Origin of the sequence: Nonomuraea salmonea (genome assembly GCF_042428605.1) — a bacterium.
Lineage (GTDB): Bacteria > Actinomycetota > Actinomycetes > Streptosporangiales > Streptosporangiaceae > Nonomuraea > Nonomuraea salmonea.
In genome coordinates this window covers 455,921-470,154 of record NZ_JBHMCF010000029.1, presented here as the reverse complement: position 1 = coordinate 470,154, position 14,234 = coordinate 455,921, and the positions used below count along the sequence as shown (strand labels likewise).

At 71.6% G+C, this 14,234-nt stretch carries 12 protein-coding genes and 1 other RNA gene; 6 read left to right on the top strand and 7 right to left on the bottom strand.

The features are described 5' to 3' along the window. Positions 1-54: 54 nt before the first annotated feature. Both ACFFR3_RS26275 and ACFFR3_RS26270 read right to left on the bottom strand, forming a co-directional pair. Positions 55-828 (bottom strand): GNAT family N-acetyltransferase, encoded by a 774-nt coding sequence (locus tag ACFFR3_RS26275; protein WP_364363595.1) that lies wholly within the window; start codon positions 826-828, stop codon positions 55-57. 140 nt (positions 829-968) lie between these two features. Further along, positions 969-1,553, bottom strand: coding sequence for a DinB family protein (locus ACFFR3_RS26270; protein WP_345387460.1), 585 nt, complete (start codon positions 1,551-1,553; stop codon positions 969-971). 97 nt (positions 1,554-1,650) lie between these two features. On the opposite strand from ACFFR3_RS26270, the gene ACFFR3_RS26265 reads away from it, so the two are divergent. Together ACFFR3_RS26265 and ACFFR3_RS26260 are read left to right on the top strand one after the other, a co-directional pair. Next, entirely contained in the window at positions 1,651-2,610 is a 960-nt protein-coding gene (locus ACFFR3_RS26265; protein WP_364363601.1) for a helix-turn-helix transcriptional regulator, read from the top strand. A 110-nt stretch (positions 2,611-2,720) separates the two neighbouring features. Continuing rightward, positions 2,721-2,852: a hypothetical protein gene (locus ACFFR3_RS26260; protein ID WP_379484004.1), complete on the top strand. Its 132-nt coding sequence runs from the start codon at positions 2,721-2,723 to the stop codon at positions 2,850-2,852. Positions 2,853-2,904: 52 nt separating this feature from the next. Here the strand turns inward: ACFFR3_RS26260 and ACFFR3_RS26255 are convergent, their stop codons facing one another. From ACFFR3_RS26255 to ACFFR3_RS26245, 3 genes are all read right to left on the bottom strand, one after another. Beyond that, positions 2,905-4,002, bottom strand: coding sequence for a M20 family metallopeptidase (locus ACFFR3_RS26255; RefSeq protein ID WP_364363604.1), 1,098 nt, complete (start codon positions 4,000-4,002; stop codon positions 2,905-2,907). A gap of 244 nt (positions 4,003-4,246) precedes the next feature. Beyond that, entirely contained in the window at positions 4,247-5,272 is a 1,026-nt protein-coding gene (locus tag ACFFR3_RS26250) for a dipeptidase (protein WP_364363607.1), read from the bottom strand. 95 nt (positions 5,273-5,367) lie between these two features. Then, a complete protein-coding gene (locus ACFFR3_RS26245; RefSeq protein ID WP_379484003.1) occupies positions 5,368-6,819 on the bottom strand; it encodes a flavin-containing monooxygenase in 1,452 nt (483 codons plus the stop codon). Between the two features lie 103 nt (positions 6,820-6,922). Here ACFFR3_RS26245 and ACFFR3_RS26240 point away from each other — a divergent pair, with 103 nt between their 5' ends. From ACFFR3_RS26240 to rnpB, 4 genes are all read left to right on the top strand, one after another. Then, positions 6,923-7,723 (top strand): Nif3-like dinuclear metal center hexameric protein, encoded by an 801-nt coding sequence (locus ACFFR3_RS26240; protein ID WP_364363613.1) that lies wholly within the window; start codon positions 6,923-6,925, stop codon positions 7,721-7,723. Positions 7,724-7,725: 2 nt separating this feature from the next. Continuing rightward, positions 7,726-8,466, top strand: a complete 741-nt coding sequence (locus ACFFR3_RS26235) for a zinc ribbon domain-containing protein (RefSeq protein WP_364363616.1) — start codon at positions 7,726-7,728, stop codon at positions 8,464-8,466. Then, positions 8,463-9,815 (top strand): bifunctional RNase H/acid phosphatase, encoded by a 1,353-nt coding sequence (locus ACFFR3_RS26230; RefSeq protein ID WP_379484002.1) that lies wholly within the window; start codon positions 8,463-8,465, stop codon positions 9,813-9,815. The genes ACFFR3_RS26235 and ACFFR3_RS26230 overlap by 4 nt, the downstream gene beginning before the upstream one ends. A gap of 147 nt (positions 9,816-9,962) precedes the next feature. Further along, positions 9,963-10,353: RNase P RNA component class A (rnpB, locus tag ACFFR3_RS26225), an RNA gene on the top strand. Between the two features lie 131 nt (positions 10,354-10,484). Here the strand turns inward: rnpB and ACFFR3_RS26220 are convergent. Together ACFFR3_RS26220 and ACFFR3_RS26215 are read right to left on the bottom strand one after the other, a co-directional pair. Beyond that, a complete protein-coding gene (locus tag ACFFR3_RS26220) occupies positions 10,485-11,015 on the bottom strand; it encodes a hypothetical protein (RefSeq protein WP_345387448.1) in 531 nt (176 codons plus the stop codon). Next, on the bottom strand, positions 11,012-14,227 hold the full coding sequence (locus tag ACFFR3_RS26215) for an ATP-binding protein (protein WP_379484001.1): 3,216 nt from the start codon (positions 14,225-14,227) through the stop codon (positions 11,012-11,014). The genes ACFFR3_RS26220 and ACFFR3_RS26215 overlap by 4 nt, the downstream gene beginning before the upstream one ends. Positions 14,228-14,234 lie beyond the last annotated feature (7 nt).

The following is a 14,234-nucleotide window of genomic DNA, read 5'->3' as shown; positions in this document are numbered from 1 at the left end:
TTGCTCGGCATTCCTGCCGCCACATTACAGAGATCCAAAACAGCAGTGGAATACCTAAGTAATCGACACGACGTATTCTCCGCGAGTGGTGAAACCCACCACATGGCCGCCCGCCGCCATGGCTCCGCCCAGCGTCTCCCGCATCGCCCGGCGCCAGGCCCGCGCCGCGTACGCGTTGTCGCGCCGCAGTTTCTCCACATCGCTCGGCGTGCCCACCAGGAGGAACCGGCTCTTGTCGCCGGTTTCGCGAACGGGCTCCCCGTTCGGCCCCTCCCACAACGTGATGGCCGCGTTCCTGGGCTCGTCGTTCGGCTCGATGTGCTCCTGGAGATGCCAGACGGCCAGGAGGCGGTCGGAGGCGTCCCCCTCGTTGATCGCGTCGGCCATCACGCCGTAGAAGTCCGGCAGGTACTCCTCCGGGCGGGCGCCCAGCTTGACCAGGTTGAAGCGGGCGTTGCGGCGTACCAGAGGGTCGAACGTCCACGTGACGCGCTCCAGCCCCTGCTCCAGGCACCACCACCGCTGGTGCGCCTTGAGCGCGTACCCGATGCCCCGGCCCGCCACGGCCCCCGTCACGTGCGAGTGCAGCGCCCGCCCCGCGGCACGGAACCCCACCGACGCCCCGACCAGCTCGTCACCCGCGTACGCGCCCGCCACGTAGTTCCCGGTGTGCGCGAACCCCACCATGAGCTCCACCGTCGCCGGCACGTTCGTCGGCCCAGGGCGCCAGATCTCGTCGAAGAGCCGGTAGACCTGCTCGAACTCGCCGATCTCCCGCAACTCCCTGACCGTCACACCGGCCCTGGCCGCCGCCTCCTCGTGCTCCATGCCTTCATTTACGCACGCCCCCGAACCCCGCAACCCTTCGCCCCCACCCCCGCCCCCGTCCCCACCCCCGTCCCCACCCCCGCACCTGGCCTCTGCGTACCGGGGCCGGGGCGGGCAGCATGTGGAGACACAGGCGGGCCTCAGCCCATGCTCTTCGCGCCGTCGAGCGACTCACGGATGATGTCGGCGTGCCCGGCGTGCTGAGCCGTCTCGGCGACGATGTGGATCAGCACCCGCCGGGCCGACCACCGGACGCCGGGCTGGAACCACGGCGCCTCGGGAAGCAGGTGGGCGACGCCCAGGTCGGGCAGGGTGGCGACCACCTCGTCCGTCCTCCTGGCCACCTCCTCGTACGTCTCCAGCACCTCGGCCAGCGTCTCACCGGGCAGCAGTTCGAACTCCGCCTCCCGCGCGGCGTAGTCCTCCTCGGTCATGTCCGCGAAGTTCTTCATCGCAGAAGTGCCGTTCAGGATGAAGTCCACCCAGCCCTTCTCGACCTGGCTCACGTGCTTGATCAGGCCACCGAGGCACAGCGCGCTGGCGGTGGTGCGCATGCGGGCCTGCTCGTCGGTGAGGCCCTGGGTGGTCAAGCGCAGGAAGTACCGGCTCTGCGCCAGCTCGGCCAGCAGGTCGGCGCGCTCACCGGTCACCTCAGCGATCACCTCGGCGGTCACCCCAGCGATCACCTCGGCGGTGCTGCTCGTGCTCGGCGTGTCGACGGTCATGGGCGGTGCCTCCTTGGTTGCGTTCTCGCTCGCTCACCTAAAGAATGACGCCCATTGTGGCCACTTTCCGTCCTCAATAGCGGAGAGACTGAAAAACATGGCGAACACCAGCACCCGTACCTTGCGCCTGCTGTCCCTCCTCCAGACCCACCGCTACTGGCCAGGCGCCGAGCTGGCGGAACGGCTCGGCGTGTCGGCGCGCACCCTGCGCAGGGACATCGACCGGCTCCGCGAGCTGGGCTACCCGGTGCAGGCCCAGCGCGGCGTCGACGGCGGCTACCAGCTCGCCGCCGGTGCGGCGCTCCCGCCGCTCGTGATCGACGACGAGGAGGCCGTCGCCCTGGCCGTCGGCCTCCAGGCCGCCGCCCAGAACCCGGTGGAGGGCATCGCCGAGTCCTCCGTACGGGTGCTCGCCAAGGTCGTACAGGTCATGCCGGTACGCCTGCGCCGCCGCATCGACGCGCTGCGCGCCATGACCGTCTCCGCCGGCTGGGGCAACCCCGCCAAGGCCGCCGCCGACCCGTCCGTCCTCACCACCATCGCCCTGACCTGCCGCGACAACGAACGCATCCGCTTCACCTACACCGCCGCCGACGGCCGCACCACCGAGCGCCACGCCGAGCCGCACCGCCTGGTGTCGCTGGGCCACCGCTGGTACCTGGTCGCCTACGACCTCACCCGCCACGACTGGCGCAGCTTCCGCATCGACCGCCTGTCCGACCCGCAGAGCACCGGCGCCCGCTTCCGCCCCCGCGACCTCCCCACCGCCGACGCCGCCGAATTCATCCAGTCAAGCCTCGACAACGTCTCCCCGCAGTCCTACCGCACCCAGGTCCTCGTCTACGCCCCCGCAGAAGAGGTCCGCACCCGCATGGGCCGCTGGGCCACAGTGGAGGAAACCGAGCCCGGCCAATGCATGGTCTACATGATGACCGACAGCCTGGACTGGCCGATCATGGCCGTCGGCACCCTGGACGCCGACTTCCGCGTCATCAGCCCCCCAGAACTCCTCACCCGCTTCCACACTCTGGGCACCCGCTTCACCCGCGCCCAGTGAACCCACATTCACGCCTGCGGGGAGCCACGCGCCCCACACCGACGTGTCCACGCGTCCACGTCCTCGGCAGGTGCACGGCCCCGCGGCACCCACACCCACCGGGCCAAATCATGCACCCCGCATCCGGCATCCGGCATCCGGCACCCGGCACCCGGCACCCCGCACCCGGCACCCCGCACCCCGGCCGCGTGATCGGGCGGGCCGCCACAGGGGTCAGGCGGCCCGTCGTGGCGGGCTCGTGATGACGCGGTCGCGCGGGTGGAGGCGGGGGAGTGGGCGGCGGGAGCAGAGGGCTCAGCGGACGGCTTCGAGCAGGGCGCGGAGCAGGGCGGTGCGGCTGGGGAGCTCCGAGACCAGGACGTGTTCGTGGTCGGCATGTGCCCCGCCGCCCACGGCGCCCAGGCCGTCCAAGGTGGGGCAGCCCACGCCGGCCGTGAAGTTGCCGTCAGAGGCGCCGCCCACCGAGGCCGAGGTCAGTGCGGGCAGGCCCAGCCCCGCCGCCAGCTCCTGGGCCAGGCCGAAGAGCGAGGCCGACATGGAGGCTTCGAGCGGCGGCCGGTTGGGCCCGCCGACGACGTCGAGACGGGTGCCGGGCACGACGGGCCGCAGCGCGTGCATCGCCGCATCGACCCGCTCCTGCTCGGCCACCTCCGCCACCCGCACGTCCACCCCGACTGAGGCGAAGGCGGGGACGGTGTTGAGCGTCGAGCCGCCGGACAGGACCGTCGGCGTCACGGTCGTCGCCCCCGCGCCCAGCCCGGCGATGGCCAGGATCTGGTGTGCGAGCTCGATGCCCGCATTGGCCCCCTTCTCCGGCTCCAGCCCGGCGTGCGCCGCCTTGCCGTGCACGTTGACGGTGTAGAGCGAGGTGCCCTTCCTGACCGTCTTCAGCGCCCCGCCGTCGGCACTGGCCTCCATGACGAAGGCGGCGGCCAGCCCGCGCGCGGTGTCCTGGATCAGCCGCGACGACGTGATGGAGCCCACCTCTTCGTCACCGGTGACGAGCAGCGTGACGCCGTCGAGCGAGCCGAGCCCGGCCAGCGCGTGGAACGTCTGCACCAGCCCCGCCTTCATGTCGAACACACCCGGCCCCCTGGCCACCCCGTCGACCACCGACCAGGGGTGGGTGGCGAGGCTGCCCATCGGCCAGACGGTGTCGTGGTGACCGAGCAGCAGCACCTTGGGCGTACCGAACGACCAGCGCAGGTGCGTCACGCCGTCGATCACCAGGAACTCGGGCCCGCTGCCCAGGTGGCGCGCCCCCATCGCGGCCACCACCTTGGCACTGCGGGCCACGGCCTCCAGGTCGCTGGAGAACGACTCACACGTGACCAGCTCCTCGAGATCGGCCAGCATGGCCGCGAGCTGCGGAGAGGTGGTGCTGTCCGTCATGCCGGTCGTCCCCCGTGAGAAGCGGTCGTGGTCGGAGAGGCGCTCACCCCGGCGGCGCCCCGGGGCCGCGTAGAAGAAGCGGCCGCGCTGACCGCCCGCCGTGCCGGCGGGCGGAAGGCGATCGCGCCGCCCATGCGGACGCGGGAGGCCGGTGCGATGGTGCCGGCCACCGGACCTCCACCGGTCGTCCGGGCGTGAAACGCCGCCGCGGTGGCGCGGGAGTCCGGACGTACGGGAAGCGGCATCAGAGCAGCTCCCCGAGCAGGCGGTGGACGTTGCCCCCGACGATCCGCATGACGTCCTTCTCCGGGAGGCCGCGCGCCAGCAGCCCCTCCGTCACCATGGGCAGCCCTCTCGGCCCCTCCAGGCCGGGGATCGCCGCCTTCGGGTCGACGCCCCTCGCGTGGACGTCTTCGCAGCACGGCGGCGTCAGGTCGTCCATCACCTCGCGGATGAAGTCGGGCCCCAGCCCCACGTGGTCGATGCCGGCGACGGAGGCGACGTGTTCGATGTGGTCGAGCAGCCGGTCGAGCGTCATGTCCTCCGTGCGCTCGGCGAGGAACGGGGCGAAGAAGTTGACGCAGACCACGCCCCCGTTGGCGGCGACGGCGCGGAGCTGGTCGTCGGTGAGGTTGCGGTGGTGGTCGCGCAGGGCGCGGGCCGAGGAGTGGGTGGCGATGACGGGCCTGGTGGCGAGCTCGAGCACGTGGGCGACGCCGGAGGCGCCCAGGTGGGAGACGTCGAAGATCATGCCGAGCCGCTCCATCTCCCGCAGCGCCTCGACGCCGTGCGAGGTGAGGCGGCTGCCCGTGGCGTCCTGGCCGCTGCCGTCGGCCAGCGGCGTACGCCCGAAGTGGGCGATCGACGCCACCCGCACCCCCAGCCGGTGCATGGTGGGGATCAGCTCGACGCTGGCGTCGATGCCGGGCATGCTCTCCATGGCCAGCACCAACGCGATCTTGCCCGCGTCGAGCGCCTGGTCGATGGCGGCGGCGTCGAGACAGAGGCTCACCTCGTCGGGGTTGCCCTCGGCCAGCACGTGAGCGCACTCGATCATCCGCAGGGTCTGCCGCAGCGCGCCCTCCGGCAGATATTGGTCGTCGATGAAGACGGGCAGGATCTGCAGGTCGACCCCGCCGTCGCGGAGCTGCGGCAGCCACTGCTCACGGAAGAACGAGGCCCACTGCTGCGGCGGGCGTGCGGAGACCGCCATGAGAAGGTCGTTGTGGGTGTCGGCCACGACTGCGCGCTGGTGCAGGGGAATCGTCATGGCCAGGACGCTACCTCGCGGTCATGACCAGCAACAATGTGCCCAGGTCCGATCTTTCATGTCCGGCCTTGGTCCGACGCACCAGACGGCAGGTCCTACCCAGGTCCGACGGCCCGGTACGCGGGCTCCGGCGGCCTGGCCGTCAGCCTGCGGTAGAGCGTCGTGGGCCCCGGCCAGTTGTTGGTGATGCGGCCGTCGGCCGTCTTGTACCAGCTCCTGCAGCCCGCGCCCCACACCATCCTGCTCATGGCGACGTCGAGCTGCCGCCGCCAGGCCGCCATCGCCTCGGGCCGCACCTCGATGGGCCCGGAGGCGCCGACGTGCGGCAGGCACGCCATGATGTGCGCCACCTGGCACTCGATCATGAAGATGATGGAGTTGTGCCCCAGGTTGGTGTTGGGCCCGTACAGCATGAAGAGGTTGGGGAAGCCCGGCACGGAGATGCCGAGGTACGCCTCGGCGCCGTCCTTCCACCGCTCGCCCAGTGACCGCCCCTCGCGTCCGACCACCTCCATCGGCACCAGGAACTCGGTGCTCTTGAAGCCGGTGGCGTAGACGATCGTGTCCACCTCGTACGCGCTCTCAGCCGTGTGGACACCTTTGGGCGTGACGCGGGCGATCCGATCGGTCACGAGCGACACGTTCGGCCTGGTCAGGGCTGGATAGAAGGAGCTGTCGATGACCACCCGCTTGCAGCCGGGCGGATAGTCGGGGGTGAGCCTCGCCCGCAGCTCGGGGTCGGGCACCTGGTCGCGCAGGTGGCGCAGCGCCCGCTGCCTGAGTAACCCCTCGCTCCACCCCTGGGCCAGCGCCGGATAGAGGGTGCCCTCGGCGTACCTGTAGATCCACTCCCGGTACGCCCGCTGCAGCCCCGGCGCGCACCGGAACGCCATCCGCGTCAAGGGCCCGAAGGCGGCGTCCGGCTTGGGGATGACCCAGTTGGGGGTGCGCTGGAAGAGATAGAGGTGCTCGGCCCGCTCCGCCACCCGCGGTACGAGCTGCGCCGCCGACGACCCGGTGCCGATCACCGCGACGCGCCTGCCGGTCAGGTCGTGGTCGTGGTTCCAGCGGGCCGAGTGGAAGGAGACGCCCTCGAACTCGTCCATCCCGGATATGTCCGGCATGTGGGGCCGGTTGAGCTGCCCCACCGCCATGACGACCACGTCGAACGTCTCCGTGCGTTCGCCCTCGGTGGACGACGTGGTGACCTGCCAGGCGCCGCCGTCGAAGACCGCCCGCCGCACTTCCGTCCGTAAGCGGATTTTCCGCCTGACGTCGTATTTATCGGCGCAATGGTGCAGGTAGTCGAGAATTTCCGGCTGCTCGGGATAGCGCCGCGTCCAGCTCGCGTACTTCTCGAACGAGTACGAGTACAGATGCGAGGGAATGTCGCACCCCGCTCCGGGATAGCTGTTGTCCCGCCACGTACCGCCCAGATCCGCGGCCCTCTCGAAGACGGTGTACGTGTGGATCCCAGCCCTTTCCAGCCGGATCGCCATGCACAGCCCGCCGAAACCCGCTCCGATGATCGCGACGCGTGGCGCCATGCCGGTCCCTCCGCAAGTCAGGATCCACTTACGTTACGCCGAACCCCGCCGCCGCGACACCCCTCCGCCTCCCGCGTACCGGTAGTCTGCGCAGGTGGCTGCTGTGACGTTGACGGACGTGATCGGAGTGCTCGAGGCGGCCTACCCGCCCGCCCGGGCCGAGTCGTGGGACGCGGTGGGGCTGGTCAGCGGAGACCCGGCCCAGGAGGTGCGGCGGGTGCTGCTGGCGGTCGACCCGGTCGCCGCCGTGGCCGACGAGGCGCTGGAGTGGGGCGCCGACCTGATCGTCACCCACCACCCCCTCTACCTGCGCGGCACCACCACCGTGGCCACCACCACGCCCAAGGGCCGTCTCATCCACACCCTGATCAAGAACGACATCGCCCTCTACACCGCCCACACCAACGCCGACGTGGCCAATCCCGGCGTCTCCGACGCGCTGGCCAGAGCGGTCGGGCTGGTGGGCGACCTCGTGCCGCTCCAGCCGTTCGCCGACGACCCGTGGCGCGGGCTCGGCCGCATCGGCGAGCCGTCGGAGGAGACGACGCTGGAGGAGTTCGCCGCGCGGGTGGCCAAGGGCCTGCCCCGCACGTCGTGGGGCATCCGCGTGGCGGGCGACCCCGGCCGTCCCGTGCGGCGCGTCGCGGTCAGCGGGGGAGCGGGCGACTCCCTGCTCGGCGCGGCCAAGGCGGCGGGCGTCGACGTCTTCCTCACGGCCGATCTACGCCACCACCCGGCCAGCGAGTTCGTGGAGGCCGGCGGGCCCGCGCTGATCGACGCCGCCCACTGGGCGACCGAGTGGCCCTGGCTCGACAGCGCCGCGTCCATCCTGCGCGAGAGTGGCGTTACCGTTGAAACGCGCGTCTCCGCCACGGTCACCGATGCTTGGACAAGAGGATATTGATCATGAAAGCAGCCCCTGAGGCACAGAAGCGACTGCTCGACCTGGCTGAGCTCGACTCCGTGCTTGATCGGCTGGCCCATCGCCGCCGCACCCTGCCCGAGCTGGCCGAGATCGACGAGCGCTCCAAGCTCTACGCCAAGCTCGTCACCCAGGTCATCGAGGCCGAGACCGAGGCGGGCGACCTGGCGCGCGAGCAGACCAAGGCCGAGAACGACGTCGACGCCGTACGCACCCGCGCCGACCGCGACCAGAAGCGCCTCGACTCCGGAGCCGTCACCTCGCCGCGCGACCTCGCGAGCCTGCAGTCCGAGATCGCCTCGCTGCACAAGCGGCAGGGCGACCTCGAGGAGGTCGTGCTGGAGATCATGGAACGCCGCGAGGCCGCCGACACCAAGGTGACCGACCTGATCACCCAGCGCGACGAGGTGCGCGCCGCGCTCTCCGCCGCCGAGGACCGCCGTGACGCCGCGCTCGCCGAGATCGAGAAGGAGGCGGCCGATGTCCAGGGCCGCCGCGGGGGCGTCGCCGGCGACATCCCCGCCGACCTGCTCAAGCTCTACGAAAAGCTCAAGGAGCAGTACGGCGTCGGCGCCGCCATGCTGCACGGCGGCCGGTGCCAGGGCTGCAAGGTGGCCCTGTCCATCGCCGAGATGAACTCGATCAAGGCCGCCCCCCACGACGAGGTCGTCCGGTGCGAGGAGTGCCGCCGCATCCTCGTCCGCACCCCAGAGTCGGGCCTGTGACCACCTACGTCATCGAGGCCGACGGCGGCTCGCGCGGCAACCCGGGCCCGGCCGGCTACGGCGCGGTCGTCAAAGACGCCTCCGACGGCCAGGTGCTGGCGGAGGCGGCAGAGGCGATCGGCGTCACGACCAACAACGTCGCCGAATACCGGGGCCTGATCGCCGGCCTGCGTGCCACGCTCGACCTGGCCGGCGAGGGCGCCCAGGTGGCCGTACGCATGGACTCCAAGCTCGTCATCGAGCAGATGGCGGGCCGCTGGAAGATCAAGAACGAGGGGCTCCGGCCGCTGGCGGCGGAGGCGGGCTCGCTGGTCAGGCGGCTGCGGGTGACGGAGTGGACCTGGATTCCCCGCGAACGCAACAAGCACGCCGACCGCCTGGCCAACGAGGCCATGGACGCCGCCGCCCAGGGCCTGACCTGGACCGCCGGCGGCTCGTCCCGGGAAACCGCCGCTTCGGCTCTGCCCGAGGGGCCGGGTGGGGGCGCCGCTGCGGGTGGTTCCGCCCGGCCGGAAGAATCCTCGCGAGGTGCGGCGGGCGTTTCGGCCTTGCCGGAGGGCCGCGTCAGAGGCGCCGCGGTCGCCACCGGCCGTGCGGCGCCGTCCGTACCACGGCAGACCGACCTCCTCGACGCCGGCGAGCTGTCCGCCCCGACGGCCTCCGTCGCCACGGCCCAGCAGACCGCCCAGCGCACGGGGGAGCGCACCGGCACCGGCTGGGCCCCGCCCACCCGCGTCGCCACCTCGCTCCTCCTCCTGCGCCACGGCGAGACCGAGCTGTCCGTCCAGCGCCGCTTCTCGGGGCTCGGCGACGCGGAGCTGACGGCCAACGGCCTGGCCCAGGCGTCGGCGGCGGCCGGGCGGCTGGCGCGGGAGCCGTACCGGCTGGACGTCATCGTCACCTCGCCCCTGACGCGCGCCCGCCAGACCGCGGCCGCGGTCGCCCAGCAGACCGGCCTCGACGTGGAGGTCTGCGACGACCTCAGAGAGGCCGACTTCGGCGCGTGGGAGGGTCACACGTTCACGGAGGTGCAGCGCCGCTGGCCCGGCGAGCTCGCCGCCTGGCTCTCCGACCCGGCGGTCGCCCCGCCGGGCGGCGAGAGCTTCGCCGACGCCTCCCGCCGCGTGCAGGCGGCCAGGGAGCACCTGATCGAACGGTACGAGGGCCGCACGGTGCTGGCCGTCTCCCACGTCACCCCCATCAAGCTGCTCCTGCAGGACGCCCTGACGGCCCCCCTCCAGGCGCTCTACCGCATGCACCTCGACCTGGCGTGCCTGTCGCTGATCGAGTACTACGCCGACGGCCCCGCCGTGGTGAAGACCTTCAACGACACCGCCCACCTGCGCTGATCGAGGTCGAGGCCGTGCCGGCACCGGCATGCACCGGCACGGCCCCGGGGGCGCCATCGTCCCCCTCAGGCGATGACCGGCTCATTCCACCGATCCGATCTTGTCGTTGACTTGGGGATGACCTGAGGTTTGATAACCTCCTCCAGACGAGTCGGCCGGGCGGCCGCGTCGGGCCTCCGGGCCCGCCGAGGAAGGTCCGGGCTCCACAGGGCAGGGTGGTCGGTAACGCCGACCCGGGGTGACCCGCGGGAAAGTGCCACAGAAAGCAGACCGCCTCCCGGCCTCGGCCGGAAGGTGAGGGTGAAAGGGTGGTGTAAGAGACCACCAGCGCCCACGGTGACGTGGGCGGCTAGGTAAACCCCACCCGGAGCAAGGTCAAGAAGGGACGCCTTTCGAGGCGTTCCGCGCGCGACGTTCGAGGGCTGCCCGCCCGAGTCGCGCGGGTAGACCGCTTGAGACCGCCGGCAACGGCGGTCCTAGATGGATGGTCGCCCCTTCGCAAGAAGGACAGAACCCGGCCTACAGGCCGACTCGTCTCTCTCCACCCCTGTGACCAGGGGTGGAGCTGTCTCGGCGACGGTGGCATGCCCCAGCCGGGTCTGGATCACCTTCGGGTCGAGGTTCGCCTCGATCAGCCGGAGGCTTGGAAGAGCCGCAGACCAGCGCAGCTCACAGTCCTCGGTCGCGCTCGAACTTCTCCGGGTCGAGAAAGTACTCAGAAGCCTTGCTCGTGGCCTTGACCACAGCGGGCTCCTCAAGGGGGGCGGGCCATATCTGAAGGTAGTGGTCATCGACAGCATCATCCGTGCCCTCCAGATCCAAGCCCTTGACGTGATACCGGATGCGGTACGTTCCAGGCCCGGCCTGAAGCGGGGGAAGGGGACACATCACAGCCTCGTCGAAGGTGAACCCCGTCATCTCCGCTTCGCCCGACATGGACACGTAGCCGATTTCCACGATGTCGTCGTAGGTAGCAAGATCTGCCCCGGGGTCTCGGCCGGCGACTGTCACGGTGAAGTTGGCCGGACCCCACTGGTGAGTGATCTGGAGGGTGGCACACCCCTGCTTGACTTCGATGAGTCCGATGGACTGGGCCGGTACGTCGGCATACCCGTCGAGTTCCTTGTCCAGCAGGTGAGCGACACCACAGTCCTGAACTTCAACCGTCAGGCGTACGGTGCGAGTCTCCTCGTTGCTCATGAGCGGGGAGTGTAAGTGCCGCCACTGACAAGATCGACGGCGGTGGTGGCTTGTTGGGCTGCGTGGGTGTGCATTTGGGCTGCTTGGTCGTCGCCCAGGCGGTGGGCCAGGCGGGCCAGGATGTGGTGGGTCGAGCCCCAGCAGGCGGAGCCCATTCCGGCCACTACGAGTTGGTCCGCGTACGGGATCAGGCGGTCGTACAGATCGCGGGGGTTCGGGGTGCCGAGGTGGGCGGAGATGAGGGCCCAGATCGGGAGAAGGAAGTCGGTGGTCCAATCGTCGGGGATGTCGGTGCCCCATCGGGCCATCAGGTCGTGGGCCAGCTCGGGACGGTTCGCCTCTATGGCCGCCAGTATGGCGAGCGGTCGCAGGGGGATCAGGTCGGGGGCGTCGGCGGCGGTTGTCAGGTCGTCCAGGATCTCGGGCACTCGGCCCTGGGCGCGGCGGCAGGTGTATGTCGTCACCAGGCGCCGGAACGACCGGCCCCACAGCGTTGCGCCGAACCGCAGGTCGCCGTACTCGGCGAGCAGCTCCTCCGCGTCGTCCCACCTGCCGTCGAGGGTGGCGCGGGCGGTCTGGGCGATGCGGACCATCGACTCCAGCTCAGGACGCGGCGCCGCCTTCAGCAGCGTCTCGCAGCGGGCCAGCTCCCGGTCCCAGCTTGTCAGGTCGCCGTCGCGCAGCAGGCAGGACATCAGGAAGACCCGCGCCATCACCTCGCCGCTGACCGGCAGGCCGGGCAGGGCGGCCAGTTCCGCGGCCACGGCGCGGCGTTCGGCGTTGCGGCCGGGGCGGAACGCGGCGAGCAGGTAGTTGTTCATCGTCCTGGCCAGCAGGGGGACGTCCCCGACGTCTCTGGCGATCCTGACGGCTTCGGCGGCATGGCGTTCGCCTTCGGCGCCGCGCGGCCCGTAGTGCAGCTCCAGCGCCAGCGCGCCCAGCAGCGCGGCACGGTCGGGGTCGGTGAGCGGCCCGTCGAGCAGCTCTTCGATGACCGTCACCATGGCGTCGTCGACCACGCCGTACGCGCGCCAGTTCCACAGGGAAGGCCCGCCGGCGGCGGTGACCGCGGGGATCAGCGCCTCCCGATCGCCCATCGTCCGGGCGAGGCGGATCGCCTCCTCCCAGTCGCCGCGTGCCTCCTGTGGCCGGCCGACGGCGCGGTGGGCCTGGCCGCGTTCGGTGAGCAGGCGGGCCCGTTCGCCGTCCCGGCCGGGCGGCAGTGCCGACAGGGCCATCGTCCAGAAGTCGACGGCCTCCGTGTGCGCGAGCTGGCCGGCGGCGTGCCGGGCGGCGCGGGAGGCGTACTTGACCGCTTTGTCCGCCCCGCCCAACCGGACGGCCTGGGTGAAGTGGTGGGCCAGGATGGCCGACTCCGATTCCGGCAGGACGGGCTCCAGGGCCTCGCCCACGCGCAGGTGCAGGCGGGATCGCGCCAGCCGGCCGAGCCCGGCGTAGAGTGCCTCCCTGACCAGGGCGTGGGCGAAGCGGTAGTCGGCCCCGTCCGGCGGCTCGACGAGCAGTCCCGTCGCGACGGCGGGCTCCAGGGACGTCATCACCTGCTCCGCCGTGCTGTCGGTCACGCTCTCCAGCAGGCCGGCGCCGACGTCGCGGCCGGCGACCGAGGCCGCGCGGAGCAGGGCGCGGGTCTCCTCGGGCAGCCGGGCGACGCGGCGTTCGATGACGTCGCGTACGCCGTCGGGCACCGCCTGCTCGCTTCCGCGCAGCCGCAGGAGCTCGCCGAGGTAGAAGGGGTTGCCGCCGGTCCTTTCCAGCAGCGTTCCTGCCAGCCCTGGCTCTTCGGCGATCCGCTTGGCGCGCAGGTAGGACGCCACGTCACCGGCGGTGAACGGGCGCAGCTCCACGCGTTCGCCGGCTCGTGACAGCACGGCGAGGGTGTCGCGCAGCGCGCCTGGATGGTCGCCCGGCTCGGGGCGGCAGGTGACGAGGACGAGCAGGCGGTGCCGTACGGCCGCCTGCGCGACGAAGCTCAGCAGCCGCAGCGAGGAGACGTCCGCCCAGTGCAGGTCGTCCAGGACGACGGCCGTCGGCGTCTCCTTCCGCGTCAGGACGTCGGCGACCTGCTCGTACAGGCCGAACACGTCCTGCTCTGGATCGGGCGCCCCGCCGGACAGCAGCCCTGAGCCGTCACCGGCCTCGCGCAGGATCTGCCGCCATGGCCAGTAGGCCGGTGCGGTGCCGTCCACGCACTGCCCCCATACGACCTGGAAGCCGCGTGCGGCGGCCAGGTCGGCGGCGGCGTGCACGAGCCGGGTCTTGCCGATTCCCGCCTCTCCGGTGACCAGGACGACGCCGCCCCGGTCGCGCCGCGCCTCGCCCAGCAGGCGCTGCACCAGCTCCAGCTGGCCTGAGCGTGCGATGAGACCGACCTCGCCCGGCTCCGGCACGGGCTCGGTCACGGAGACCGGCGGGGGAGGGCGCAGATCCGGTGCCTGGCCGAAGACGGCCTGCTCCAGTTCGCGCAGGCCGGGTCCGGGGCTCAGGCCGAGGTCGTCGGCCAGGCGGGTGCGTACGCGGCGCAGCGCGGCCAGCGCGTCGGCCTGCCGGCCTGACCGGTAGAGCGCGAGCACGAGCAACGACCACGCACGCTCCCGGTACGGCTGGTGCTCCACGAGCGCCTCGAGGCCGGGGATCAGGGAGGCGCTCTCGCCCAGGGCCAGCCTGGCGTCGAAGCGGTCCTCCATGGCCGTCACGCGCGTCTCGGCGAGCCGGGCGACGACGGGCTGGGCGAACTCCTCACCGGCGAACTCCCCGAGCGGATCGCCACGCCACAGATCGAGGGCACGGCCGAGGACGCCGGCCGCCCTTTCATGCGCGCCTTGAGCCAGCGCCGCGCGGCCCTCGTCCGCCCAGGCGGTGAAGCGCCACAGATCGACCTGCCCCGGCGCGATGGCCAGCAGGTAACCAGGGTCGCGGGTCAGCAGGACGCCGGGCGGGGTGCGCGGCGGGCGTCCGGGCTCCAGGACCCGGCGAAGGTGCGCGATGTACGCCTGCAACGTCCGGGTCGCCCCGGCAGGCGGCTCACCGGCCCACAGCTCGTCGATCAGCCGGTCGAGCGACACCACCCGGCCGGGCTCCAGCGCGAGCATCGCCACCAGGGCGCGCTGCTTGCGTGTGCCGAGATCCAGCACGATCCGGTCGCCGCCGGTCACCTCCAGCGGCCCGAACAGCCGGAACTCCAACCCCGTCATGACCCTT

What these genes read in the sequence shown, in the direction of transcription:
- ACFFR3_RS26275 (WP_364363595.1), bottom strand. Translation starts at nt 828, where the DNA reads ATGGAGCACGAGGAGGCGGCGGCCAGGGCCGGTGTGACGGTCAGGGAG.
- ACFFR3_RS26270 (WP_345387460.1), bottom strand. Translation starts at nt 1,553, where the DNA reads ATGACCGTCGACACGCCGAGCACGAGCAGCACCGCCGAGGTGATCGCT.
- ACFFR3_RS26265 (WP_364363601.1), top strand. Translation starts at nt 1,651, where the DNA reads ATGGCGAACACCAGCACCCGTACCTTGCGCCTGCTGTCCCTCCTCCAG.
- ACFFR3_RS26260 (WP_379484004.1), top strand. Translation starts at nt 2,721, where the DNA reads ATGCACCCCGCATCCGGCATCCGGCATCCGGCACCCGGCACCCGGCAC.
- ACFFR3_RS26255 (WP_364363604.1), bottom strand. Translation starts at nt 4,002, where the DNA reads ATGACGGACAGCACCACCTCTCCGCAGCTCGCGGCCATGCTGGCCGAT.
- ACFFR3_RS26250 (WP_364363607.1), bottom strand. Translation starts at nt 5,272, where the DNA reads ATGACGATTCCCCTGCACCAGCGCGCAGTCGTGGCCGACACCCACAAC.
- ACFFR3_RS26245 (WP_379484003.1), bottom strand. Translation starts at nt 6,819, where the DNA reads ATGGCGCCACGCGTCGCGATCATCGGAGCGGGTTTCGGCGGGCTGTGC.
- ACFFR3_RS26235 (WP_364363616.1), top strand. Translation starts at nt 7,726, where the DNA reads ATGAAAGCAGCCCCTGAGGCACAGAAGCGACTGCTCGACCTGGCTGAG.
- ACFFR3_RS26220 (WP_345387448.1), bottom strand. Translation starts at nt 11,015, where the DNA reads ATGAGCAACGAGGAGACTCGCACCGTACGCCTGACGGTTGAAGTTCAG.
- ACFFR3_RS26215 (WP_379484001.1), bottom strand. Translation starts at nt 14,227, where the DNA reads ATGACGGGGTTGGAGTTCCGGCTGTTCGGGCCGCTGGAGGTGACCGGC.